This window comes from Pseudomonas sp. 30_B, assembly GCF_017491605.1.
Taxonomy (GTDB): Bacteria; Pseudomonadota; Gammaproteobacteria; order Pseudomonadales; family Pseudomonadaceae; genus Pseudomonas.
In genome coordinates this window covers 119,767-142,261 of the sequence record NZ_JAFGYY010000007.1, presented here as the reverse complement: position 1 = coordinate 142,261, position 22,495 = coordinate 119,767, and the positions used below count along the sequence as shown (strand labels likewise).

22 protein-coding genes are annotated in these 22,495 nt (G+C 65.6%); 11 read left to right on the top strand and 11 right to left on the bottom strand.

Features of this window, described 5'->3' with window-relative positions:
- Positions 1-2: 2 nt before the first annotated feature.
- The 4 genes from livG to J5M67_RS09955 all read right to left on the bottom strand — a co-directional run bounded on the left by livG (position 3) and on the right by J5M67_RS09955 (position 4,181).
- On the bottom strand, positions 3-770 hold the full coding sequence (livG, locus tag J5M67_RS09970) for a high-affinity branched-chain amino acid ABC transporter ATP-binding protein LivG (RefSeq protein ID WP_207885140.1): 768 nt from the start codon (positions 768-770) through the stop codon (positions 3-5).
- On the bottom strand, positions 767-2,023 hold the full coding sequence (locus tag J5M67_RS09965; RefSeq protein WP_207885139.1) for a high-affinity branched-chain amino acid ABC transporter permease LivM: 1,257 nt from the start codon (positions 2,021-2,023) through the stop codon (positions 767-769). The genes livG and J5M67_RS09965 overlap by 4 nt, the downstream gene beginning before the upstream one ends.
- Positions 2,020-2,943 carry a high-affinity branched-chain amino acid ABC transporter permease LivH gene (gene livH / locus J5M67_RS09960; RefSeq protein WP_207885138.1) on the bottom strand — a complete coding sequence of 308 codons (924 nt, stop codon included), beginning with the start codon at positions 2,941-2,943 and terminating at the stop codon, positions 2,020-2,022. The genes J5M67_RS09965 and livH overlap by 4 nt, the downstream gene beginning before the upstream one ends.
- 116 nt (positions 2,944-3,059) lie before the next feature.
- The gene (locus J5M67_RS09955) at positions 3,060-4,181 is read right to left on the bottom strand and encodes a branched-chain amino acid ABC transporter substrate-binding protein (protein ID WP_207885137.1); all 1,122 of its coding nucleotides are present in this window, start codon (positions 4,179-4,181) and stop codon (positions 3,060-3,062) included.
- A gap of 307 nt (positions 4,182-4,488) precedes the next feature.
- On the opposite strand from J5M67_RS09955, the gene J5M67_RS09950 reads away from it, so the two are divergent.
- Positions 4,489-4,806: a DUF2288 domain-containing protein gene (locus J5M67_RS09950; RefSeq protein WP_207885136.1), complete on the top strand. Its 318-nt coding sequence runs from the start codon at positions 4,489-4,491 to the stop codon at positions 4,804-4,806.
- Between the two features lie 66 nt (positions 4,807-4,872).
- Positions 4,873-5,244, top strand: coding sequence for a DUF5064 family protein (locus J5M67_RS09945; protein WP_207885135.1), 372 nt, complete (start codon positions 4,873-4,875; stop codon positions 5,242-5,244).
- A gap of 164 nt (positions 5,245-5,408) precedes the next feature.
- Here the strand turns inward: J5M67_RS09945 and phnE are convergent, their stop codons facing one another.
- From phnE to J5M67_RS09925, 4 genes are read right to left on the bottom strand one after another with little or no spacing between them, the layout of a single operon-like run.
- Complete coding sequence (phnE, locus tag J5M67_RS09940; RefSeq protein ID WP_207885134.1) at positions 5,409-6,179, bottom strand: phosphonate ABC transporter, permease protein PhnE; 771 nt, start codon at positions 6,177-6,179, stop codon at positions 5,409-5,411.
- A complete protein-coding gene (locus J5M67_RS09935; RefSeq protein WP_207885133.1) occupies positions 6,176-7,018 on the bottom strand; it encodes an ABC transporter permease in 843 nt (280 codons plus the stop codon). Before J5M67_RS09935 ends, phnE begins: the two co-directional genes overlap by 4 nt.
- Entirely contained in the window at positions 7,012-7,818 is an 807-nt protein-coding gene (locus J5M67_RS09930; RefSeq protein WP_207885132.1) for a phosphonate ABC transporter ATP-binding protein, read from the bottom strand. Before J5M67_RS09930 ends, J5M67_RS09935 begins: the two co-directional genes overlap by 7 nt.
- Positions 7,815-8,672, bottom strand: coding sequence for a putative selenate ABC transporter substrate-binding protein (locus J5M67_RS09925; protein WP_207885131.1), 858 nt, complete (start codon positions 8,670-8,672; stop codon positions 7,815-7,817). The genes J5M67_RS09930 and J5M67_RS09925 overlap by 4 nt, the downstream gene beginning before the upstream one ends.
- Positions 8,673-8,973: 301 nt before the next feature.
- Between J5M67_RS09925 and J5M67_RS09920 the strand changes: the two genes are divergently transcribed.
- Both J5M67_RS09920 and J5M67_RS09915 read left to right on the top strand, forming a co-directional pair.
- Positions 8,974-9,870 carry an NAD(P)-dependent oxidoreductase gene (locus J5M67_RS09920; protein ID WP_207885130.1) on the top strand — a complete coding sequence of 299 codons (897 nt, stop codon included), beginning with the start codon at positions 8,974-8,976 and terminating at the stop codon, positions 9,868-9,870.
- Positions 9,867-10,655 carry a hydroxypyruvate isomerase family protein gene (locus J5M67_RS09915; protein WP_207885129.1) on the top strand — a complete coding sequence of 263 codons (789 nt, stop codon included), beginning with the start codon at positions 9,867-9,869 and terminating at the stop codon, positions 10,653-10,655. Before J5M67_RS09920 ends, J5M67_RS09915 begins: the two co-directional genes overlap by 4 nt.
- Here J5M67_RS09915 and J5M67_RS09910 read toward each other — a convergent pair.
- Positions 10,638-12,800: a bifunctional diguanylate cyclase/phosphodiesterase gene (locus J5M67_RS09910; RefSeq protein ID WP_207885128.1), complete on the bottom strand. Its 2,163-nt coding sequence runs from the start codon at positions 12,798-12,800 to the stop codon at positions 10,638-10,640. The genes J5M67_RS09915 and J5M67_RS09910 overlap by 18 nt on opposite strands.
- Before the next feature lie 297 nt (positions 12,801-13,097).
- Between J5M67_RS09910 and J5M67_RS09905 the strand changes: the two genes are divergently transcribed.
- A complete protein-coding gene (locus tag J5M67_RS09905; protein ID WP_207885127.1) occupies positions 13,098-14,756 on the top strand; it encodes a phosphoethanolamine transferase in 1,659 nt (552 codons plus the stop codon).
- A 69-nt stretch (positions 14,757-14,825) separates the two neighbouring features.
- Here J5M67_RS09905 and J5M67_RS09900 read toward each other — a convergent pair whose 3' ends face one another.
- Both J5M67_RS09900 and rapA read right to left on the bottom strand, forming a co-directional pair.
- Positions 14,826-15,278 carry a universal stress protein gene (locus tag J5M67_RS09900; protein WP_207885126.1) on the bottom strand — a complete coding sequence of 151 codons (453 nt, stop codon included), beginning with the start codon at positions 15,276-15,278 and terminating at the stop codon, positions 14,826-14,828.
- A 327-nt stretch (positions 15,279-15,605) separates the two neighbouring features.
- The gene (rapA, locus tag J5M67_RS09895) at positions 15,606-18,458 is read right to left on the bottom strand and encodes an RNA polymerase-associated protein RapA (RefSeq protein WP_207885125.1); all 2,853 of its coding nucleotides are present in this window, start codon (positions 18,456-18,458) and stop codon (positions 15,606-15,608) included.
- Between the two features lie 222 nt (positions 18,459-18,680).
- Here rapA and J5M67_RS09890 point away from each other — a divergent pair, with 222 nt between their 5' ends.
- The 6 genes from J5M67_RS09890 (at position 18,681) to J5M67_RS09870 (ending at position 22,485) form a co-directional block, all read left to right on the top strand.
- Entirely contained in the window at positions 18,681-18,983 is a 303-nt protein-coding gene (locus J5M67_RS09890; protein WP_207885124.1) for an aspartate-semialdehyde dehydrogenase, read from the top strand.
- Between the two features lie 50 nt (positions 18,984-19,033).
- Complete coding sequence (locus tag J5M67_RS09885; RefSeq protein ID WP_207885123.1) at positions 19,034-19,633, top strand: alpha-ketoglutarate-dependent dioxygenase AlkB; 600 nt, start codon at positions 19,034-19,036, stop codon at positions 19,631-19,633.
- Positions 19,630-19,791, top strand: coding sequence for a hypothetical protein (locus J5M67_RS09880; RefSeq protein WP_207885122.1), 162 nt, complete (start codon positions 19,630-19,632; stop codon positions 19,789-19,791). The genes J5M67_RS09885 and J5M67_RS09880 overlap by 4 nt, the downstream gene beginning before the upstream one ends.
- Before the next feature lie 216 nt (positions 19,792-20,007).
- Positions 20,008-20,118, top strand: coding sequence for a cytochrome c oxidase subunit CcoM (gene ccoM, locus J5M67_RS29755; protein ID WP_279381559.1), 111 nt, complete (start codon positions 20,008-20,010; stop codon positions 20,116-20,118).
- 182 nt (positions 20,119-20,300) lie between these two features.
- Positions 20,301-22,289 (top strand): FUSC family protein, encoded by a 1,989-nt coding sequence (locus J5M67_RS09875; RefSeq protein WP_207885121.1) that lies wholly within the window; start codon positions 20,301-20,303, stop codon positions 22,287-22,289.
- Complete coding sequence (locus J5M67_RS09870) at positions 22,276-22,485, top strand: DUF1656 domain-containing protein (protein ID WP_207885120.1); 210 nt, start codon at positions 22,276-22,278, stop codon at positions 22,483-22,485. The genes J5M67_RS09875 and J5M67_RS09870 overlap by 14 nt, the downstream gene beginning before the upstream one ends.
- Positions 22,486-22,495 lie beyond the last annotated feature (10 nt).

The following is a 22,495-nucleotide window of genomic DNA, read 5'->3' as shown; positions in this document are numbered from 1 at the left end:
ACTCAGGCCTCCCCCAGATAGGCTTTGATCACATCCGGGTTGCCGCGGATTTCTTCCGGGGTGCCGTCGGCCAGGGGCGTGCCCTGGTTGATCACGTAGATATGGTCGGAAATGCTCATCACCAGCTTCATGTCGTGCTCGATGAGCAGGACGGTGACGCCGTGCTCGGAGCGCAGCATGGCAATCAGTGCCTTCAGGTCCTCGGTTTCCCGCGGGTTCAGGCCGGCCGCCGGTTCGTCCAGCATCAACAGCTGCGGACGGGTCATCATGCAGCGGGCGATCTCCAGGCGACGCTGCTGGCCGTAGGCGAGGGTGCCCGCCGGACGGTTGGCGACTTCCTTGAGGTTGACGATCTCCAGCCAGTGCGCGGCGTAGTCCAGCGCCTCCGCCTCGCTGCGGCGGAAGGACGGCAGTTTCAGCAGGCCGGCGAAGAAGTTGGTGTTGAGGTGGCGGTGCTGGGCGACCAGCAGGTTCTCCACCGCGGTCATTTCCTTGAACAGGCGAACGTTCTGGAAAGTCCGCACCACGCCTTTGTGGGCGATCTTGTGGCCGGGCAGGTCCTGCACGGCTTCGCCACGCAGGAGGATCTGACCGCCAGTGGGCTGGTAGAAACCGGTCAGGCAGTTGAACACGGTGGTCTTGCCGGCGCCGTTCGGGCCGATCATCGAGACCACCTGCTTTTCCTTAACGTTCAGGGCCACCCCGTTGACGGCCAGCAGGCCGCCGAAGCGCATGGTCAGGCCGCTTACTTCAAGAATGGTCTGGCTCATTTGCGCAACTCCAGATGCGGACGCTGCATGGGCAGCAGGCCCTGCGGACGCCAGATCATCATCAGCACCATGATGGCGCCGAACATCAGCATGCGGTACTCGCTGAACTCGCGCATGAGTTCGGGCAGCAGGATCATCACTACGGCAGCGAGGATCACGCCTAGCTGCGAACCCAGGCCACCCAGCACGACGATGGCGAGGATGGTCGCCGACTCGATGAAGGTGAAGGATTCCGGCGTCACCAGGCCCTGGCGCGCGGCGAAGAAGCTGCCGGCGAAACCGGCGAAGCAGGCACCGAGGGTGAAGGCGGAGAGCTTGATGATGGTCGGGTTCAGGCCGAGGGCGCGGCAGGCGATCTCGTCTTCGCGCAGGGCTTCCCAGGCACGACCCAGGGGCATGCGCAGCAGGCGGTTGATCACGAACAGCACCAGCAGCACCAGCAGCAGTGCGACCAGGTAGAGGAACACGACCTTGTAGTTCGAGTTGTAGGCGATGCCGAAGAACTCGTGGAAGGTCTGCATCCCCTCGGGGGCGCGGCGCTCGAAGGAGAGGCCGAACAGGCTCGGCTTCTCGATGTTGCTGATGCCGTTGGGGCCGCCGGTCAGCCAGGTCAGGTTACGCAGCAGGATGCGGATGATCTCGCCGAAGCCCAGGGTCACGATCGCCAGGTAGTCGCCGCGCAAGCGCAGCACCGGGAAGCCGAGGATGAAGCCGAAGAAGGCTGCCATCAGGCCGGCGATCGGCAGGCAGGTCCAGAAGCCCAGCCCGTAGTAGTGCGAGAGCAGCGCGTAGCTGTAGGCGCCCACGGCGTAGAAGCCGACGTAACCCAGGTCGAGCAGGCCGGCCAGGCCCACCACGATGTTCAGGCCGAGGCCCAGCAGCACGTAGATCAGGATCAGCGTAGCGATGTCCACCGCGCCGCGCGAGCCGAAGAACGGCCAGGCGAGGGCGATGACGATCAGGCCGAGGATGATCTTGCGCTGCACCGAGGAGTGGGTCAGGCGTTCGGCGAGCTTGGTGTGCGGCCGGGACAGGAACTGGCGGGTGCTGGTCACGAAATGGAATTTGTCGCGCACCAGTTGCCAGACGAACATCGCCACGGCACACGCGGCAATGACCCACAGCGTGGTGGGGCTGACGCCTTCCAGCTGCAGGCCGATGCCGATCACGCTGAGCTTCACGCCGAGTACCGGGTAGGCGACGGCCATCACCAGCAGGGCACTGAAGAATGCGGTCTTGAGTTTCTGGCTCATACCTTTTCCACCTCCGGGCGGCCGAGGATGCCGGTGGGGCGGAAGAGCAGGACGAGCACCAGCAGGGTGAACGCCACCACGTCCTTGTACTGGTCACCGAACACGTCGGCGCCAAAGGCTTCGGCAACGCCGAGCACCAGCCCGCCGAGCATGGCGCCCGGAATGCTGCCGATGCCGCCCAGCACCGCGGCGGTGAACGCCTTGATGCCGGCCAGGAAGCCGATGTGCGGGTTGATCACGCCATACTGCAGACCCAGCAGCACCGCGGCCACGGCGGCCAGGGTGGCGCCGATGACAAAGGTCAGGGCGATGATGTTGTTGGTGTTGATGCCCAGCAGGTTGGCCATCTTCAGGTCCTCGGCACAGGCGCGGCAGGCGCGGCCCAGGCGGGAACGGGAGATGAACATGGACAGGCCGTACATGGTCAGCAGGGTGATGATGAAGATCAGCACCTGCATGTACGAGATGGTCACGCCGCTCATTTCGTCCGGGCCGATGATGAAGTTGCCCGGCAGCAGGTTGGGGATGGCCTTGTCCTTGGAGTCCTGGGCGAGCAGGACCTCGTTCTGCAGGAAGATCGACATGCCGATCGCGGAGATCAGCGGAATCAGTCGGTTGCTTCCGCGCAGCGGGCGGTAGGCGATTCGTTCGATACCGTAGCCGTACGCACTGGTGACGATGATGCTGGCGGCGAAGGTGCAGATGATGACGACAGGAAGACTTACGATTCCCATCATCGCCAGCCCCGTGATCACGATGAAGGCTACGTACGAGCCAATCATGTACACCTCGCCATGGGCGAAGTTGATCATGCCGATGATGCCGTAGACCATGGTGTAGCCGATGGCGATCAGGGCATAGGTGCTGCCGACGGTGAGGCCGTTGATCAGCTGTTGCAGATAGTGATAGAGATCAGGCATTACCTAACTCCTCGGGCGTCGCGTGAAGCGGCGCTTGTGGCGCGACGGACCCCCGGAATACTCGGATAAACAAAGCCCACTGCGGGTGCAGTGGGCTCTGGGTGTCGGCCAGCGGCTTACTTGGCTTCGGTCTTGGTGCCGTCCTTGTGCCACTGGTAGACCACGAAGTTGAAGTTCTTCAGGTCGCCCTTCTCGTCGAAGGCCAGGTCACCGGTCGGGGTCGCGAAGGTGTTGGCGCGCAGAGCCGCGGCTACCTTGTCGGTTTCCTCGCTGCCGGCTTTCTTGATGCCTTCGGCGATGACTTCGACAGCGGCGTAAGCCGGGAACACGAACGGACCGCTCGGGTCTTCGTTCTTGGCCTTGAACGCGTCAACCAGGCCCTTGTTCTTCGGATCCTGGTCGAAGGATTTCGGCAGGGTCACGTACAGGCCTTCGGAAGCCGGGCCGGCGATAGCGGAGATTTCCTTGTTGCCGACGCCTTCCGGACCCATGAAGCCGACTTTCAGGCCCTTCTCGGAAGCCTGGCGCAGGAGCAGGCCCAGTTCCGGGTGGTAGCCGCCGTAGTAGACGAAGTCCACCTTGGCCTGCTTGAGCTTGGCGATCATCGCAGAGAAGTCCTTGTCGCCGGCGTTGATGCCTTCGAACAGCGGAACCTTGATGCCGTCGGCTTCCAGGGTCTTCTTCACGGCAGTGGCGATGCCTTCGCCGTACTGCTGCTTGTCGTGGATCACGGCCACGGACTTGGGCTTGATGTGCTCGGCGATGAACTTGCCGGCGGTCGGGCCCTGCAGGCTGTCCAGGCCGATGGTGCGGAAGATCAGCTTGTAGCCGCGGGAGGTGATGTCCGGGCTGGTGGACGCCGGGGTGATCATGATCACGCCTTCGTCTTCGTAGATGTCGGATGCCGGCTGAGTGGAGCTGGAGCAGAGGTGGCCAACCACGAACTTGATGCCGTCGTTGACGACTTTGTTGGCAACGGCCACGGCTTGTTTCGGATCGCACGCGTCGTCGTAGACCACGCCTTCCAGTTGCTTGCCGTCTACGCCGCCCGCCTTGTTGATCTGCTCAATGGCCATTTTCGCGCCAACGAACTGCATCTCCCCATACTGGGCGACGGCGCCGGTCACCGGGCCGGCCAGAGCGATCTTGATGGTGTCGGCGGCCATGGAGTAGCTGGCAACGCCGGCGAGTGCCATGGCGGTGAACAGCTGGGAAAGACGCTGAGTACCCTTTTTCATAGTGCTCCACTCTTCTTGTGTTATTCGTTTTTGTAGTCCTGGTAGCCGAAGGCTGCAGAACCGGGATTGCCCCGGACAAGCCCACCGGCAACTGTACCGGTACAGTGTAGAGTGCCGCTTTACCGCTTGAAAAGCGGGGGGCGGCGGGCTGGCCGAGCGCATGTCGCAACCTTGACACAAACGTACAGAAAAACGGCGTCTCTCCGATTTTTCCCTGAGGGTTCCGTCATCCGGAAAGCGCCGTCCGAACCTTGCCTGGCGCGGCCTCGGCGCTATCATGGCGCCGATCGTTTACCAGGTGAGATCCATGACTGAACAAGCTAGCACCCTCTATGCCAAGTTGCTTGGCGAAACCGCGAAGATTTCCTGGCAGGAGCTCGCGCCGTTCTTCGCCCGTGGCAACCTGCTCAAGGTTGCGGGTTCCGCCGATCTGGTGGAGGTCGCGGTGGGCGTTGCCGAGGACGACAAGGTGAAGGTCGCCGCCTGGCTTGCCAGCGGCGAGCTTGGCAAGGTCGACGAAATCCAGGCGGAGGATTTCCTCGCCCGTGACCCGGAGCTCTGGGCGGTGGTAATTGCGCCCTGGGTATTGGTTCAAGAAAGAATTCGAAAAGACGTCCTGCACTGACACAGAACGATTTCCAATTCACAAAGGCGCGCTAGACTGTGCGGATTCCATAGAAGGAGATTCGCCATGTTCGAACCGGGCCATCTGCACCTCCAGGCCATGCCGGGGCTGGACCAGCAGGAAATTGACGCTCACATCTACTACGAAGTGCGCAGGGATGCGGAGAAGGGCACTTACGTGCACTTCACCATGAAAGGCGAAATCGACCGGAATGCTTTCAGCGAAGAATGGGACATGCCCAAGGAGCAGGCCTTCAACTTTGCCAGCGATGCCACCCGCATTGCCCAGAAGCATGGCCTGCACCCGCGCTTTGGCGCCGTGGTGCGCAATCACAAGGAGTATGACGCGATGTTCGAGGACATCCGCCAGAAGCTCGGCACCCACTACGGCGACCCGGTAGACCTCGAGGACGTCATTCGCCACGGCGAGTCCGACTGATACGCTGCGAATGAAAAAGCCCGGCCATGTGCCGGGCTTTTTGTTGCGTGCTGTTTCCGATGCTCGTAAGAGCTGTTTGTAGGAGCGAGCTTGCTCGCGAACCGCCTGACACCGAGTGGGCTGACGCCTGGTTCGCGAGCAAGCTCGCTCCTACAAGGTGAATCTCAATGACTCACCCAGCGCTGCCGTGCCCAGGCGCTCAGGGTATCGACGCCCAGCACCAGCAACAGCATGGCGAGAATCACCGTTGCCGCCTGGGCCTGCTGGAACAGGCTCAGGCTGAAGTAGAGCATCTGCCCCAGGCCACCGGCGCCGACGAAGCCGAGCACGCTGGCCATGCGGATGTTGTTCTCCCAGCGGTACAGCACGTAGGCCACCAGTTGCGGCCAGACCGCCGGCAGGGTGCCGTAGGCGAAGGCGGCGACGCGCCCGCCACCGGCCAGGCGCACGGCCTCGGCGGGAGCGCTCGGGGTGTTTTCCAGCGCCTCGGCGAACAGTCGGCCGAGCACCCCGCCGGTATGCAGCGCCAGGGCCAGGGTGCCGGCGTTCGGTCCCAGTCCTGCGGCCAGCACCATCAGCGCACCCCACACCAGTTCCGGTACCGCGCGCAGGGCATTGAGCAGCAGCCGCGACAGGCTCTGGGCGACACGGCCGAAACGCCCGGCCGCCGGCAGTGCCAGCAGCACGCCGAGCAGTGCCGCGAGGAGGGTGCCGATGGCCGACATGGCCAGGGTTTCCAGTGCGCCCCGGCCAATGGCCTGCAGGTGCGCGGCGGAAAGGTCCGGGGGCAGGAAGTCGCGCGCATAGGCGAGCATCTGGCCAAGGCCCTTGGCGCTGAAGAGCCCGCCGGTGTCCATCTGCAGGTAGGCGAAGGAGGCGATCACCGCGGCCAGGACGACCAGCAGCCAGGCCAGGCTGCGCAACAGCCCGCTCATTCGAGCCTCCCGCGCAGGAAGCGGCTGAGCAGGTCGGCGCCGAGCACCAGCAGCAGGAAGGTCAGCAGGATGCTCGCCACCTCGCCGCCGGCGAACATGCGCAGCGACAGGTCGATCTGCTGGCCGAGGCCACCGGCGCCGACGAAGCCCATCACCACCGAGGCACGGATCGCGCACTCCCAGCGGTAGACGGTGTAGGAAATCAGTTCCGGCGCCGCCGAGGGCAGCACGCCGTAGGCGAAGGCCTGCAGGCGCGAGCCGCCGCCGAGCAGCACCGCGCGGGTCGGACGCGGGTCCACCGATTCGAAGATTTCCGCGTAGACCTTGCCGAGCATGCCGCCGTAGGTGATGGCGATGGCCAGCACGCCGGCGGTCGGTCCCAGGCCCACGGCGCGGACGAACAGCAGCGCCCAGACGATTTCCGGCACGCTGCGCAGCAGGATCAGCAGGCCACGCACCGGCCAGCGCAAGGCGCGCGCCCACCAGGCCGGCAAGCCGCCGCGGGGCAGGGCGGAGATCGATAGCGCACGGGTCGCCAGCAGCGCGGCGGGGAAGGCGATCAGCCAGGCCAGCGCCATGCCGGCGGTGGCGATGGCCAGGGTTTCCAGGGTGGCGCGGCCGAGCAGGCCGAGGAATTCGTCGTCATGGGCCGGCGGCCAGAAACCGCCAAGAAAATTGGCCATGGTCCGCGCATTGTCGCCGCTGAACAGGCCGCTGATATCCAGCTCGGAGAGGCGCAGGCCCGGCCATAACAGGGCCAGGGCGAGCAGGGTGAGCAGCAGGCGTGGCAGCGCGGCGGGGTCGCGGGGCGGGCTCTTCGAGAGCGCAGGCTTCAGCATCGCGGAATCTGCACCACCACAGGTTTGCCCGCTGGCGGGGAGTCGGCCTGCTGGCCGAGTTGCTCGTTGGCGTAGAGGGCGCGCAGGTCGTCCGGAGTGACTTGTTCCGCCGGCTTGTCGAAGGCGATGCGGCCATCGCGGATGCCGACGATGCGCGGGAAGTGCTCCAGCGCCAGGTCCACCGCATGCAGACTGGCCAGCAGCGTCACGCCGCGGCTCTGCGCTTCGCGGCTGAGCACGCCGAGGGTATGGCCGGCGAGCACCGGGTCCATGGCCGAGACGGGTTCGTCCGCCAGCAGCACTTCGGCCTGCTGGTACAGCGCCCGGGCGATGCCGACTCGTTGCAGTTGGCCACCGGAAAGCTGGTCGCAGCGTTCGAACAGCTTGTCGGAGAGGTCCAGGCGTTGCAGCTCGGCGCGGGCGCCGGCGCTGTCGAGGGGATAGAGCAGGCTGGCCAGGCTCCTGCCCAGCGACCACTGGCCGAGGCGGCCGGCGAGTACGGCGGTGACCACCCGCTGGCGCGGCGGCAGCGGAGGGGCCTGGTGCACCAGCGCAATGCGTGCGCGCAGGCGCTGGCGCGCGGCGCCACTCAGCGCCCAGGGCTGGGCGCCGAGCAGTTCATAGCTGCCCGCCGAGGGTTTCAGGGCGGTGGCCAGGATGCGCAGCAGGGTGGTCTTGCCGGCGCCCGAAGGACCGATGATCGCCACCCGTTCGCCGGCTTCGACCGCAAGGTCGATGCCGGCGAGCGAACGCTGGCCGTTGGCGTGGACGTGCTCCACGCCGGTCAGTTTCAGGGTCACTTCAGGAGGCCGGCGGCGCGAGCCGACTCCTCGATGCCCTTGTAGTTCTCAGGCTTGGTCTCGATGAAGCGGCTGGCCGCCTGCAGGTCGAGGATTTCCTTGTCGCGCGGGTTGTTCGGGTCGAGGGCCAGGAAGGCCTTCTTGATCTTCTCCGCCAGCGCGGGGTCGAGGTTGCCGCGTACGGTCCAGTTGTAGTCGTAGTAGGTCGGGGTGGTGGCGAAGACCTTCACCTTGTTGGTGTCGACCTTGCCGCTGTCCACCAGCTTCTGCCACACCGAGGCGTTCAGCACGCCGGCGTCGACCTTGCCGGCCTGGACCCAGGCGACGGTAGCGTCGTGGGCGCCGGAGTAGGCCACGCGGGAGAAGAACTGCTCGGGCACCACGCCGTCCTTCTGCATGAAGTAGCGCGGCATCAGGCTGCCGGAGGTGGAGGACACGGAGCCGAAGGCGAAGGTCTTGCCCTTCAGGTCCTGGATCGACTTCACGTTCGGGTCGGCGGTGATGAATTTGCTGGTGAACTGCTGGTCCTGCTCGCGCTGTACCAGCGGGATGGCATTGCCGGTCTTCAGGCGCGCCTGGACGAAGGTGAAACCGCCCAGCCAGGCCATGTCCAGGCGATCGGAGGCCAGGGCCTCGACCACGCCGGCATAGTCGGATACCGGGATGAACTTAACGGGCATGCCCAGTTGCTCCTCCAGGTAGGCGCCCAGCGGCTTGAACTTGCGCAGCAGTTCGGTGGGGGCTTCATCGGGAATGGCCGAGACCTTCAGCTCTTTCAGGGCTTCGGCATGGGTAACGGACGCAGCAAAGGACAGCGCAAAGCAGGCGGCGAGCGCCAGGGTGCGTTTCAGCATGGAGCAGTCTCCGGTTCAATAGCGGAAAAAGCCTGGGAAGTTTAGCGGCTGTCTGCCCGCGTATTCCCCGACCCAGGGAGCACGCACTGCCGGCAGGCTCGGCCTTCGAGCCGGCTGATGATCTGCTGCGCGTCGGCAGAACGGCGTTGAGAATGGCCTCGGATGCTCATTTACGCTCCGCTCCTCGTCCCTTCTCGCCTTGTTCTGCGCTAGCTCGCGAGATCCTCAGCAGGCTCTTTGCCTTCGCGGGGGTTAAGATGGCCGCCCCCGTGCCCGCTATTTTGCCTCACAGGAGTTACAGATGTCTGCCCTGCCTTCCATTGCTTTCGCCGGCCTCGGCCTGATGGGCGTGCCCATGTCCCGTCGACTGCTCGCCGCCGGCTACCCGCTGACCGTGTGGAACCGTTCCGCCGGCAAGCGCGAACTGCTCGCCGGGGAGGGCGCCCGCGCCGTGGAGACTCCGGCACAGCTGTGCGCCGATGCCGAGGTGGTGATGCTCTGCCTGGCCGATACCGCCGCCGTGCGCGAGGTGGTGTTCGGTGCCGACGGCATCGTCGAGAGCGCCCGCGCCGGGCAGGTGCTGGTGGACTTCTCCAGCCTGGAGCCAGCCGCCACCCGCGAAATGGCCGCCGAGCTGGAAGCGCGTACGGGCATGCGCTGGATCGACGCCCCGGTGTCCGGCGGCACGCCGGGCGCCGAGGCCGGCACCCTGGCGATCATGGCCGGCGGCTGTGTCGAGGATATCGAGCGCGTACGGCCGATCCTGGCCAACCTCGGCCAACGCCTGACGCGCATGGGGGATGTCGGCGCCGGGCAGGTGACCAAGGTGTGCAACCAGATGATTGTCGCCTGCAACGCGCTGGTGATCGCCGAGGTGGTGGCGTTGGCGGAAAAGTCCGGCGTCGATGCCAGCCTGATCGCCCCGGCGCTGGCCGGTGGCTTCGCCGATTCCAAACCCCTGCAGATCCTTGCCCCGCAGATGGCCGAGAGCCGCTTCGAACCGGTGAAGTGGCATGTGCGCACGCTGCTCAAGGACCTGGACACGGCCGTGAAGCTTTCCCGCGAGGAAGGCTCGGCCACGCCCATGAGCGGCCTCGCCGCGCAACTGATGCGCCTGCACGGCAGCCAGGGCAATCTCGAACGCGACCCGGCTACCCTGGTCGAGCAATACCGCCAGTCGAAGGAATTACCTGAATGAAACTCTGCGCCAACCTGTCCCTGCTGTTCACCGAAGTCCCGTTGCTGCAGCGTATCGACGCTGCCGCCAAGGCCGGCTTCGATGGCGTGGAAATCCAGTTCCCCTACGACGTCCCGGCCGAGCAACTGAAGGCCGCACTGGATGACGCCGGCCTGCCGCTGGTGCTGATCAACCTGCCCGCCGGCGACCTGATGCAGGGCGGCCCGGGTATCGCCGCGGTGCCTGCGCGTGCGGCGGAGTTCGACGCGGCGCTGGCCCAGGCGCTGGAGTACGCGCGTGTCGTCAAGCCGCAGCACGTGAACGTACTGGCTGGCCGTCTGGTCGAGGGCCTGGAGCGCGAGGTCGCCCTGCAGACCCTGGCCGAGCGCCTGCGCGCCACCTGCGACGCCTTCGCCGGCAGTGGCACCGACGTGCTGATGGAAGCCATCAATTGCCACGACATGAAGGACTTCCTGCTCAATACCCCGGAACACCTGCAGGACATGCTCGAGCGCGTGGCCCGGGAAAACCTGCGCGCCCAGCTGGACCTCTACCACATGGCGCGCATGGGCCTGGAACTGGTGGATTGCATCTATGCGCTGATGGGCCAGATCGGCCACGTGCAGTTCGCCGACTACCCCGAGCGCGGCGAGCCGGGCTCCGGCGAGATGGACTTCGAAGTGCCGCTGCAGGTGCTCGATGACGTCGGCTACGAGGGCTGGCTGGGGGCGGAATACCGACCGACCGGCACCACCGCCGACTCGCTGCGCTGGCTGCCGCGCTGGCGTTCAGGCCTGATTGCGTAACAGCGTCGACTCGCTGCCTTCGTGGTAGGCGTCGAGGAACTCCACCAGCGCGGAGAGGGGCAGGGGGCGGCTGAACAGGTAGCCCTGCGCCAGTTCGCAGTTGTTTTCGCGCAGGAAGGCCAGCTGCTGCGGGTGCTCGACACCTTCGGCGATCACCTTCAGGTGCAGTTTCTGCGCCATGGCGATGATCGCCTGGGCGATCTCGCCGTCACGCTGGGACTGGGGCACGTCGCAAATGAAGGAGCGGTCCACCTTCAGGGCATCCAGCGGTAGCTGGCGCAGGTACGACAGCGACGAATAGCCGGTGCCGAAGTCGTCTATCGACAGGCTCACGCCCAGTTCCCGCAGGCGATTGAGCAGTGGAATGGCCTGGTCGATGTTGGCCACCACCGCATTTTCGGTGACCTCCAGCTCCAGGTAGCGGGCCGGCAGACCGGCCTCGTCCAGGGTGCGTTGCACTTCTTCCACCAGGCTGGCGCGGCCCAGGTTGCTGGCACAGCAGTTCACCGCTACCCGCAGTTCGGTAAAGCCCAGGTCATGCAGGCGGCGCAGATCCTGGCAGGCCTGGCGGAGCACCCAGGCATCCAGCGCGCCGATCAGGCCGTTGGCGATCGCCAGGTTGATGAAACGGTCCGGCGACAGCAGGCCGTGGACCGGATGCTTCCAGCGCACCAGCGCCTCCAGTTGCTCCACCCCGCCGTTGCCGATGCGCAGGATCGGCTGGTAATAGAGCACCAGCTCGTCGTCCCACAGCGCCTTGCGCAGTTCCTCTTCCAGCTGCAGCTCCTGGGTGGCCTTGGTCTTCAGGTGCGGGCTGAAGAAGTGGGTGGCGTTGCGACCGTTGCCCTTGGATTGGTACAGGGCCAGGTCGGCGTGCTTGAGCAGCTCCTCTGCCTGGTCGCCGTCATTGGGAAACAGGCTGATGCCGACGCTCAGGGTCATCACCAGGCTGCGCCCGGCGGTGGTGATGGGCTCCTTCATGCGTTGCATCAGGCGCTGGGAGAGGATGCGCGCTTCGTGATCCTCGCCCAGGTCGGCAAGGATGCAGAACTCGTCGCCGCCGAAGCGGGCCAGCAGGTCGGAGCCGCGCAGGGCGCTGCGAATGCGCCCGGAAACGATGCACAGCAGTTCGTCGCCAGCGGCGTGGCCGAGGGAGTCGTTGACCCGCTTGAAGTGGTCCAGGTCCAGCAGGATCACCGCCATGCCCTGGCCCTTCTTGCGGTTGCGCTCCAGGCGCAGGGCGAACTCCTCGTTCAGCGCCGTGCGGTTGTGCAGGCCGGTCAGGCCGTCGACGCGCGCCAGTTGCTGCAGGGAGGCATTGGCGTGGTCGAGCTGGCTGAGCAGGGTGTTGACCCGGTTCAGTTCGCTTTCCTTGCTTGCCAGGCTCTCGTCGATCCAGGCGGCCCAGAGCCCGGCGAGTACCACCGCCAGGGCCAGCAGTCCGACCATCACGCCGAGCTGGATGGCGTTGCCCTGGGCGGCGTCGGCAACCGGCACCACCCAACTGGGCAGCGTCAGGGTCAGCGCCGCCATGCCGGTGAAATGCATGCCGGCAATGGCGCTGCCGAGCAGCAGGCTGGCGAGGAGCTGGTAGAGCCACTGGCGATCCGCAGGCTGCCGGTTGAGGACCGGGGTGAGCACCAGCGCGACATAGGCCACCAGGATCGCTATCAGTACCGACAGCGCCACCAGCGACGGGTCGTAATGCTGCATCGGCGGCGCCTGGATGGCTGCCATCCCGGTGTAGTGCATGCCGGCGATGCTTGCGCCGATGCAACAGGCGGCCAGCAGGTGTTGCTGCGGGCTGAGCCCGGCGCGGATCAGCAGGCGCATCGCGACGACCGAGGTGCCGATGGCGATGAGCAGTGACAGCAGGGTCAGGCCGCTGCTGAAGTGCACCGGCACGGCGGGGCGGAAGGCGAGCATGGCGACGAAGTGCATCGACCAGATGCCGCTGCCCAGGCAGATGCCGCCTACCCACTGCCAGCGCCATGCCTGCCGGGGCGAACGGAGCATCAGGCCGGCGATGCTCAGCGCGACGTAGCTGGCGGCACAGGCGATGAGGATGGATAGCAGCACCAGACCGGGGTTGTGGGTGCACTCCAACAGCACAGCGTCGGGTACGGCGTCCTTCTGCCATTCCATAGCCGGGAGCTCCAGATGTCGGGATGTGGTCGAGGCACGGGGGAGATATCACTTTGATGTCAGTCTAGGGGGTGGTCATTGCCCTGCAAGCCGGGATCTGCGTTTCCGACGGAGTGGCGAAGTGCCTCCGACGTACGGTCGTGCCAGACCGAATGGGCATCCGGCTTCCGATGTGCCGGATGACGTCTTCGAATTGACACACTTTTGACCAACTTGCCGCTAAAGTACCGCCGCTGGCCGGCAGGCCTTCCCATTCACGTTTCCAATCCGACTTTTGCAGTTCAAGGAGTGCACTCGATGGCTGAGGGTAAACGCCACCTCATCCCGCAGATCAGTTCCACGCGGCTGGTCCTGCTGTTTTCCCTGGCCCTGGTGCTCTTCTACAACGTCGCGACCTGGAAGGCGCTGAACAACCTGGTGCCGCTGGAAGGTGTGAAAGGTGCCGGCTTCTTCCTCTCGTTCGCCTTCTTCCTCTGGGCGGCCTTCACCCTGTTGCTGACGCTGGTGTCGTTCCGTCCGCTGCTCAAGCCGGCGCTGACCCTGGTGGCGCTGGTCTCCGCCGGCGCGGCCTACTTCATGAACACCTATGGCGTGGTCATCGACACGGTGATGGTGCAGAACGTGTTCGAGACCAACCCCGGCGAAGCCGCGGCCCTGTTCAGTGCGCGGATGGTCGGCTACCTGCTGGTGCTGGGCGTTCTGCCGGCGGCCATCATCTGGCGGACCCCGGTGACTTATCGCCCGTTCTTCCGCGGCCTGCTCAACAAGGTCCTGGTGATCGTCGCTTGCGTGGCGGTGGTGGCGGTTTCCGTGGGCAGCTTCTATTCCACCTATGCGCCGGTGTTCCGCCAGGAAGACAAGCTGACCCACTTCATCAACCCGACCAACTACATCTACGCGGTGAGCAAGTACGCCAAGCAGCGCCTGGGCATCAAGGAAAACCTGGTGGTGCAGCCGATCGGCGAGGACGCCGTGGCGACACAGCGTGTGCGCGCCGACGGCAAGAAGTCGCTGATGATCTTCGTGGTCGGTGAAACCGCCCGCGCCGACCACTTCTCCCTCAACGGCTATGCCCGCGAGACCAACCCGGAGCTGGCCAAGCTCGATATCATCAACTTCGCCAATGTCAGCTCCTGCGGTACCTCTACTGCGGTGTCGGTGCCCTGCATGTTCTCCAAGTTCCCCCGCGAGGACTACAGCGACAAGAAGGGCAAGACCTACCAGGGGCTGCTCGACGTACTGCAGCGGGTGGGTGTGTCAGTGCTCTGGCTGGACAATAACAGCGACTGCAAGGGCACCTGCCTGCGCGTGCCGAACCGCGACATCCCCAAGACCCAGCCCGGCCCCTTCTGCGACGGCAAGAACTGCCTGGACGAAGCCCTGCTGCAGGACCTGCAGGCCTACATCGACGGCCTGAAAGACAACGCCATCATCGTCCTGCACGCCGACGGCAGCCACGGTCCGGAGTACTACGACCGCTATCCGAAGAGCCTGGAACGCTTCAAGCCGGTGTGCCACACCAACCAGCTGGGCAGTTGCAGCAGCGAGGAGCTGGTGAACGTCTACGACAACACCATCCTCTACACCGACTTCTTCCTGTCCAAGGTGGTTGAGTTGCTCAAGCGCAATGAAGGCCGCTTCGACACCTCGATGCTCTACGTTTCCGACCACGGCGAATCGCTGGGCGAGAATGGCGTCTATCTGCACGCGGCGCCCTACGCCATCGCGCCGAAGGCGCAGACTCACGTGCCGATGGTGATGTGGTTCGGCAATGGTGCATTGGGTGACCTGGGCATCGATCGCGGCTGCCTGGAAACCAAGGCCAAGGCCGATGAACTGAGCCACGACAACCTGTTCCACTCGGTGCTCGGCCTGTACGACGTACGCACCAGTCTCTACCAGCCGGACCTGGACATCTTCCATTCCTGCCGACGCAACATGACGGCCGCCCAGTAAGAGGGCGGCAGCAAAAAGAAAGGCCCTGCGGCATACACCGCAGGGCCTTTGCGTTTTTCGGCGCTGGAGTTACTTGTCGCGTACCAGCAGCACCGGGCGGTTGCTGACGCGGATCAGGCCTTCGGCCACGCTGCCCAGCATCAGGCGACGCACGCCTCGGCGGCCATGGGTGCCCATGACAATCACGTCAGCCTTGGAGGCGTCGGCCTCGATTTCGATACGTTCGGCGATCTCCTCGCTGGCGCGTTCCTGGCAGACCCGCTCGAACACCGCTTTGACCGGGAAATCGACGACCTGCTCCCTGGCCTTGGCCAGGATGTCATCGGCAGCCTTCAGCGCGGCTTCGCGCAGCGGCTCGGGGTTGTAGTACACGGCGTAGTCGGGCAGGTGCCGCAGGGGGCTGTCGACGATGGTGATGACACGCAGCTCGCCGCCGCTCAGCTTGGCCAGCTTGGCCGCCTCGACCAGGGCGCGGTCGGAAACCGGACTGCCGTCCACCGCTACCAGAATGCGCTCGTACATGATGTGTTCCTCAATCAGTGGGCTTGGTAAGAAAACTCTATCCCTCCGAGGGCGAGATTCCCTTGCGCAGCGTCAATGGTAGTCGGTGTGTCTGAAAATTCCGGGAATAGAGCGGCTTGTTCCACAGATCGGCTGTCTGCCTGGGCGTAGGAGCGGACTCTGTCCGCGATCGTGTCAGTCACGCGCCGGCCTTGCCCGTGGAGCCGCCGATGCGACATCGCGGACGGAGTCCGCTCCTACGCAGCCGGGAGCAACGGCGCCCATGAAAAAAGCCGCCACAGGTTGCCCCGTGGCGGCTTCTTCATTGCGCTTTGCTCGGTATCAGGATCAGCCCGCCACCAGCACGCGGATCGCCTCCAGGCGCAGCGAGGCCTTGTCCAGCATCGCCAGGCTGTCGTCGCGCTGCTTGCGCAGGGCGTCCAGCTCGCTGTCACGCACGCTGGGGTTGACGGCCTTGAGCGCGGTCAGGCGTGCCAGCTCCTCGTCCAGGGTGGCGGTCAGTTGCTGGCGGGCCGCTTCCACACGCTCCGCATGGCGCGGGGCGATCTTGGTCTCGGCCAGTGCGAACTGCTTGGCGAGCACGTCGCGCTGGGCCTGCACGAACTTGTTGGCGCTGGCGCGCGGCACGCTTTCCAGCTGGTCGTTGAGGGTTTCGAAGGACACGCGGGCGGACAGGTCGTTGCCGTTGGCATCCATCAGGCAGCGCAGCGCCACCGGAGGCAGGAAGCGGCCGAGCTGCAGCTTGCGCGGCGCCACGGCCTCGCTGACGAACAGCAGCTCCAGCAGCACGGTGCCGGGCTTGAGCGCCTTGTTCTTGATCAGTGCCACCGAGGTGTTGCCCAGCGAGCCGGACAGCACCAGGTCCATGCCGCCCTGCACCATGGGATGTTCCCAGGTGAGGAACTGCATGTCCTCGCGGGCCAGGGCCTGGGCTCGGTCGTAGGTGATGGTCACGCCTTCGTCGTCACCCAGCGGGAAGCTGGCGTCGAGCATCTTCTCGCTCGGGCGCAGGATCAGCGCGTTCTCCGAGTGATCCTCGCTGTGGATGCCGTAGGTGTCGAACAGGCGCTCCATGTAGATCGGCAGGGCGAACTGGTCGTCCTGTTCCTCGATCTCCTCCACCAGCGCCTCGCCTTCACCGCTGCCGCCGGAGTTCAGTTCCAGCAGGCGGTCGCGACCGCTGTGCATCTCGGCTTCCAGCGCCTCGCGGGCGGCCTTGCCTTCGGCGAGCAGGGCAGCGAAGGCGTCGTCGTCGCCGCCATCGAGCAGTTCCACCAGGCGCGGGCCGAAGCGGTGCTGCAGGGCGTTGCCGGTGGGGCAGGTGTTGAGGAAGGCGTTCAGTGCCTGGTGGTACCACTGGAACAGGCGTTCCTGCGGGCTGTTCTCCAGGTGCGGCACGTGGATCTGGATGGTGTGCTTCTGGCCGATCCGGTCGAGGCGGCCGATGCGCTGTTCCAGCTGGTCCGGGTGGGCCGGCAGGTCGAACAGCACTAGGTGGTGGGCGAACTGGAAGTTGCGGCCTTCGCTACCGATTTCCGAGCAGATCAGCACCTGGGCGCCGAACTCTTCGTCGGCGAAGTAGGCGGCGGCGCGGTCGCGTTCGAGGATGCTCATGCCTTCGTGGAACACCGTGGCCGGGATGCCGGACTTCAGGCGCAGGGCGTCTTCCAGGTCCAGCGCGGTCTCGGCGTGGGCGCAGATCACCAGCACCTTGTACTGCTTGAGCATCTTCAGGGTGTCGATCAGCCAGTCGACGCGCGGGTCGAAGCGCCACCAGCGGGTGTTCTCGTCGCCGTCCTCGGCCTGGGCCTGGAAGCTGACTTCCGGGTACAGGTCCGGATGCTCGCCGATCGGCAGCTCCATGTATTCCACCGGGTTGGTCAGCGCGTACGGATGCAGCTGGCGCTCGGGGAAGCCTTGCACGGCGGCGCGGGTGTTGCGGAACAGCACGCGGCCGGTGCCGTGGCGGTCGAGCAGCTCGCGCACCAGGCGGGCGCGGGCGTCTTCATTACCGCCCTCGACGCTGGCCAGCAGGTCGTCGCCCTCGCTGCCGAGGAAGCCGTGGATGGCCTCGCGGGCGGCGGGGGAGAGACGTCCATGGTCGATCAGCTCCTGCACCGCCTCGGCGACCGGGCGGTACTGGCTGCTTTCCGCGCGGAAGGCTTCCAGGTCGTGGAAGCGGTCCGGGTCGAGCAGGCGCAGACGGGCGAAGTGGCTGTCCAGGCCCAGTTGTTCCGGGGTCGCGGTGAGCAGCAATACGCCGGGGATGACTTGCGAGAGTTGCTCCACCAACTGGTATTCGGGGCTCGCCTGTTCCGGGTGCCACACGAGGTGGTGGGCTTCGTCGACGACCAGCAGGTCCCAACCGGCGGCGAAGGCGGCGTCCTGGGCGCGCTCGTCCTCGCGCAGCCACTCCAGCGCCACCAGGGCCAGCTGGGTGTCTTCGAAGGGGTTGCTGGCATCGCTCTCGACGAAACGCTCACGGTCGAACAGGGCGACTTCCAGGTTGAAGCGCCGGCGCATTTCCACCAGCCACTGGTGCTGCAGGTTTTCCGGCACCAGGATCAGCACGCGGCTGGCGCGGCCGGAGAGCAGCTGGCGGTGGATCACCAGGCCTGCTTCGATGGTCTTGCCCAGACCCACTTCGTCAGCCAGCAGGACGCGCGGTGCCATACGGTCGGCAACTTCGCGGGCGATGTGCAGCTGGTGGGCGATGGGTTGCGCGCGGGCGCCGCCCAGGCCCCAGAGGGAGGATTGCAGCAGACGGGTGCGGTGTTCCAGGGTGTGGTAGCGCAGGCCGAACCAGGACATCGGGTCGATCTGCCCGGCGAACAGGCGGTCGCTGGCAAGGCGGAACTGGATGAAGTTCGACAGCTGGGTCTCCGGCACGGTGCGCTGGTCGTTCTGCGCGGTGATGCCGTGGTAGATCAGCAGGCCGTCGATCTCGTCCACTTCGCGGACGGTCATCTTCCAGCCTTCGAAATGGGTGATCTCGTCGCCCGGGGCGAAGCGCACGCGGGTCAGCGGTGCGTTGCGCTCGGCGTACTGGCGGGTATCACCGGTGGCCGGATAGAGCACCGTGAGCAGGCGTCCGTCGAGCGCCAGGATGGTTCCCAGCCCAAGTTCCGCTTCACTGTCGCTGATCCAGCGTTGACCGGGTTGATACTGCGCCATGGACACCTCCCAAAAAAAGCCGGCTATGGTACCGGAACGCGCGGCATTCAGCGATGGCCGATGACGGTTCCGGTCGTCCGGAGGGTCGGGCCTGCCGGGAGGAGGGCGCTGGGCGTCGAGGCTCCCGCTGGAGTTGCCGCAAATGACGAAAGTGTAGCGAGCCGGATTCAAGTCTGCGGCGGGCCGGCCGATAGCCTGACCAGAGGAGTTCCGACAGGACCTTTCCACATGTTGCTGCCCATTCCCCATAGCGTTACGCCGGTCACTGCGCAGCAGGACGTGCCCAAGTCGCGACCGGATGTCGCCCCGGTGAGCCCGCCTGCGTCCAGTGCGGGCAATGCCGGCGTGGGCCTGGAGCGCCGTCCGGACGAAACGGTGCTGCAGGAAGAGTACCAGCGCCGCCGCAAGCGCCGCCCGGTCAGCGACGGCACGCCGGAGGGGGAAGCCCTGGAGGAATTGGAGCAGATCGAGGAGCTCGGCGACCCGCAGGACGCCCAGAGCAAGGGCCGCTGGATCGATATCGAGATCTGACGGTCGGCTCGGAGTAAGCTGGAGCACTACCCGATTACACCGAGCCCCGAATGCTGTTCGACGACGCCCCCATCCTGTTGCCCGATGCCGAACTGCGCCTGTTGTCCGACTGGTGTCCGCCGCAGGTGGCGGTGCAGTGGTTCGAGCAACTGGTCGCCGAGACGCCCTGGGAACAGCCCAGCGTGCACCTGCACGGGCGCGACTATCCGGTGCCGCGCCTGGTCAATTGGTACGGCGATCCCGAGGCGTTCTATACCTATTCCGGCCTGACCCACGCGCCGTTGCCCTGGACGCCGCTGCTGGCGGAGATTCGTGCGCGGGTCGAGGCGGAAGCCGGGCAGCGCTTCAATGGTGTGCTGCTCAACTACTACCGCGACGGCCAGGACTCCATGGGCTGGCACAGCGACGACGAGCCGGAACTGGGACGCAATCCGGTGGTGGCCTCGCTGAACCTCGGCGGCTCGCGGCGTTTCGACCTGCGGCGCAAGGGCCGCAATACAATCGAACATTCCATCGAGCTATCCGGCGGTTCGCTGCTGGTCATGTCCGGCGCTACGCAGCATTATTGGCAACATCAGGTCGCCAAGACGCGCCTTGCGGTCGCGCCGCGCCTGAATCTGACTTTCCGCCTGGTGCATGCCCTGCCATGAGCAACGACGACAAACTGATCGACTTCGCCTCCGAGCGCGACAAGCGCATCCACGACGTGCATGAAAAGCGTCTGCAGGACGTGCGCCAGGCCTTCGAGAACGCGCTGCCGCTGGGCAAGGCGCGCAAGAAAGGCAAGAGCAAGCCGAAGAAGCGCTGATTTTTCCTGCCGCCGACTGCTCTCTTTCCCGCAAAAGTGCCGCCCTGCGCGGCTTCCCGCCGCACCCCATCCCCTCTCTAAGTTGACCTGCGTCAGTGCTCCGGCCCTCGCCGGAAAGCGCCTTGTCGACCATTGATCCAGGTCAATTTGTCCCGCCCGGCTGCCGGTAATCTGCACACATCCCCAGACGATGTCGGCAAACAGGAGGCCAGCATCATGTTCATCGACGAAGTGGTTCTCGCAGGCATCGTTACCGTAGGCCTCATGGTCGTTTTCTTCGGTGGGATCGGAATTTTCATCTGGAAGGACAGCCACAAGAAGAGCTGATCCTTACGGATACACAGAGCACGCAAGGCACTTCGGGCGACTTAGGTCGCCCGTTTTTTTGCCTGCCCGAAAGTCGGGATGACATATAATTAGCAGGCTAATAATATGTTCGGCAACGATGTTGCCATCCCCGTAGCCGACTATCTTTAAGCGATAGATTCCGGAGCCTTTCGAGAGACCGCGTGCGACCAACGCTACAGGCATTCCTCGCGCCGGATACGCTGGCGCTGAAGTTCGCGATCAAGACCCTCCTGGCCGGCGGCCTGGCGCTCTGGTGCGCCTTCCGTTTCGACCTCGCCCAGCCGCAGTGGGCACTGATGACGGTGTTCATCGTTTCGCAGCCGCTGTCGGGCATGGTGGTGGCCAAGGGGCTGTTCCGACTGATCGGTACGCTCGCCGGTACCGCCATGTCGGTAGTGATCATGGCGCTGTTCGCCCAGACGCCCTGGCTGTTCCTGCTGGCCGTGTCGGTGTGGCTTGGCCTGTGTACCGCCGCTTCGACCACATTGCGCAATCACGTCTCCTACGCCTTCGTACTCTCCGGCTACACGGTGGCGATCATCGGGCTGCCTGCGATCAGCCATCCACTGGATGTCTTCGATCAGGCGGTGGCGCGCTCCACCGAAATCTGCCTGGGCATCCTCTGCGCGTCGGCGGTGAGCGCGATTCTCTGGCCGCGTCGGGTCGAGGCCAACCTGGACAAGCAGGCGCGGGCCACCTGGCTTACCGGAATGCAGGCGGCGCGCAGCGAGATCGATGCCGACGCGCGGGAGATCAAGGGCCTGCTGCAGGCGCTAGGCAAGATCGTCGAGGTGGACGTGCAGCGCGACCACGCCTGGTTCGAGGGCTATCGCGGGCGCATGCGTTCGCGGGCCCTGCGCATCCTCTCCCGCGACCTGCTCAGCCTGCTGCGCACCGCGCGCGGCGTGGCCCGCCAACGCAGCGTGCTGGACGAGGGCGACAAGGCGCGGCTGCAGCCGTGGATCGATGAATTGCAGGCGGTGCTGCAGGCCCCCCAGGTCGAGTCGATGAAGTCCTTGGGCGATCGGCTGGAGGCCGCGGGCACCGACGACACCCAGTCCAATGACCTGCGCTACTGCCTGACCCGCTGCGCGCTCCTGCTGCGCAAGGCGGTGGAGGCCGAACGCACCATGCGGTCGGTGGCCTCGGGGGCGGTGGACGAGCGGGTGACCGGCACGCTGTCCTGGCACCGTGACTGGTTGATGGCGCTGTTCTACGGGCTGCGTAGCGCCGTTGCCTTGCTCGGCATGTCGGCCTTCTGGATGGCCACTGCCTGGCCTGCCGCCACCGGGGGGATGCTGCTGGCGGCGGTGATCTGCAGCCTGTTCGCCAACCGTGACAACGCCGTCGCCATCGGTCTGGGATTCCTGCGCGGCATCCTCTATGCGGTACCCGCCGCGGCGGTGGTCACCCAATGGCTGCTGCCGCAATGGAACGGCTTCCCATTGTTGTGCATGGCGCTCGGGGTTCCGCTGTTCTTCGCCCTGCTGGCCATGGCGACGCCGGCGCTGGCCGGCACCGCCACCTCCTTTGCGATCCACTTCATCACCCTGGTGGCACCGAGCAATGTGATGCGCTATGACCTGGCATCCCTGCTCAATGCCGCCCAGGGCGTGGTCATCGGCGTGGGCTTCGCGGTGGTGGTGTTCCGCTTGCTCACCCTGCCGGCGGACTGGCTCAACCGGCGCCTGATCCGGGCCACCTGCGATGATCTCGGGCGCCTGACCCGACGCCCGATTGATGAAGCGGAGAACTGGTTCGGCGGGCGCATGGCCGACCGCCTGATCCGCCTTGCCCGGCACTACACTCTGCTGCCGGAGGAGGAGCAGCGGCGCTGGCACGATGGCCTGCTGGCGCTGGACCTGGGCAACGAGCTGATCCATATGCGCGCCTGCCTCAATAACGCCCACGGCGCGTTGCGCAAGGCGCGCGACCAGTTCCTCGGCGCGCTCGCCAGCGTGCTGGAGCAGGGGCCGGGCGGCGGTCGGGAGCAGCGCCTGGAGTCGCTCTGCGAGCCGCTGGAGGATGCCCTGGCTCGCGACCTGCACGGCGAGAGCGAGCCCAATCGTCTGGCCCGCGCCGCCCTGGCGCAATTGCGCCACACTTGGCGGCAGTGGTGCCGACTGGAGGACCAGCATGGGGCTGCATGAGGTCGGCTGGGGCGGTGTCTACCTCAGTCCGTTGTTCATCTACGCGGTGCTGGCCCTGGGCCTGACCGTGGTGTTGCGCCTGCTGCTGCAGGCCACGCCCTTCGGCCGCCTGATCTGGCACGAGGCGTTGTTCGATTGCTCGCTGTTCGTGCTGATTCTCTGCGGTGTCACCTGGGCGCTGAGCGCAGCCCCTTGAAAGGAGAAGT

What these genes read in the sequence shown, in the direction of transcription:
- livG (WP_207885140.1), bottom strand. Translation starts at nt 770, where the DNA reads ATGAGCCAGACCATTCTTGAAGTAAGCGGCCTGACCATGCGCTTCGGC.
- J5M67_RS09965 (WP_207885139.1), bottom strand. Translation starts at nt 2,023, where the DNA reads ATGAGCCAGAAACTCAAGACCGCATTCTTCAGTGCCCTGCTGGTGATG.
- livH (WP_207885138.1), bottom strand. Translation starts at nt 2,943, where the DNA reads ATGCCTGATCTCTATCACTATCTGCAACAGCTGATCAACGGCCTCACC.
- J5M67_RS09955 (WP_207885137.1), bottom strand. Translation starts at nt 4,181, where the DNA reads ATGAAAAAGGGTACTCAGCGTCTTTCCCAGCTGTTCACCGCCATGGCA.
- J5M67_RS09950 (WP_207885136.1), top strand. Translation starts at nt 4,489, where the DNA reads ATGACTGAACAAGCTAGCACCCTCTATGCCAAGTTGCTTGGCGAAACC.
- J5M67_RS09945 (WP_207885135.1), top strand. Translation starts at nt 4,873, where the DNA reads ATGTTCGAACCGGGCCATCTGCACCTCCAGGCCATGCCGGGGCTGGAC.
- phnE (WP_207885134.1), bottom strand. Translation starts at nt 6,179, where the DNA reads ATGAGCGGGCTGTTGCGCAGCCTGGCCTGGCTGCTGGTCGTCCTGGCC.
- J5M67_RS09935 (WP_207885133.1), bottom strand. Translation starts at nt 7,018, where the DNA reads ATGCTGAAGCCTGCGCTCTCGAAGAGCCCGCCCCGCGACCCCGCCGCG.
- J5M67_RS09925 (WP_207885131.1), bottom strand. Translation starts at nt 8,672, where the DNA reads ATGCTGAAACGCACCCTGGCGCTCGCCGCCTGCTTTGCGCTGTCCTTT.
- J5M67_RS09920 (WP_207885130.1), top strand. Translation starts at nt 8,974, where the DNA reads ATGTCTGCCCTGCCTTCCATTGCTTTCGCCGGCCTCGGCCTGATGGGC.
- J5M67_RS09915 (WP_207885129.1), top strand. Translation starts at nt 9,867, where the DNA reads ATGAAACTCTGCGCCAACCTGTCCCTGCTGTTCACCGAAGTCCCGTTG.
- J5M67_RS09910 (WP_207885128.1), bottom strand. Translation starts at nt 12,800, where the DNA reads ATGGAATGGCAGAAGGACGCCGTACCCGACGCTGTGCTGTTGGAGTGC.
- J5M67_RS09905 (WP_207885127.1), top strand. Translation starts at nt 13,098, where the DNA reads ATGGCTGAGGGTAAACGCCACCTCATCCCGCAGATCAGTTCCACGCGG.
- J5M67_RS09900 (WP_207885126.1), bottom strand. Translation starts at nt 15,278, where the DNA reads ATGTACGAGCGCATTCTGGTAGCGGTGGACGGCAGTCCGGTTTCCGAC.
- J5M67_RS09890 (WP_207885124.1), top strand. Translation starts at nt 18,681, where the DNA reads ATGTTGCTGCCCATTCCCCATAGCGTTACGCCGGTCACTGCGCAGCAG.
- J5M67_RS09885 (WP_207885123.1), top strand. Translation starts at nt 19,034, where the DNA reads ATGCTGTTCGACGACGCCCCCATCCTGTTGCCCGATGCCGAACTGCGC.
- J5M67_RS09880 (WP_207885122.1), top strand. Translation starts at nt 19,630, where the DNA reads ATGAGCAACGACGACAAACTGATCGACTTCGCCTCCGAGCGCGACAAG.
- ccoM (WP_279381559.1), top strand. Translation starts at nt 20,008, where the DNA reads ATGTTCATCGACGAAGTGGTTCTCGCAGGCATCGTTACCGTAGGCCTC.
- J5M67_RS09870 (WP_207885120.1), top strand. Translation starts at nt 22,276, where the DNA reads ATGGGGCTGCATGAGGTCGGCTGGGGCGGTGTCTACCTCAGTCCGTTG.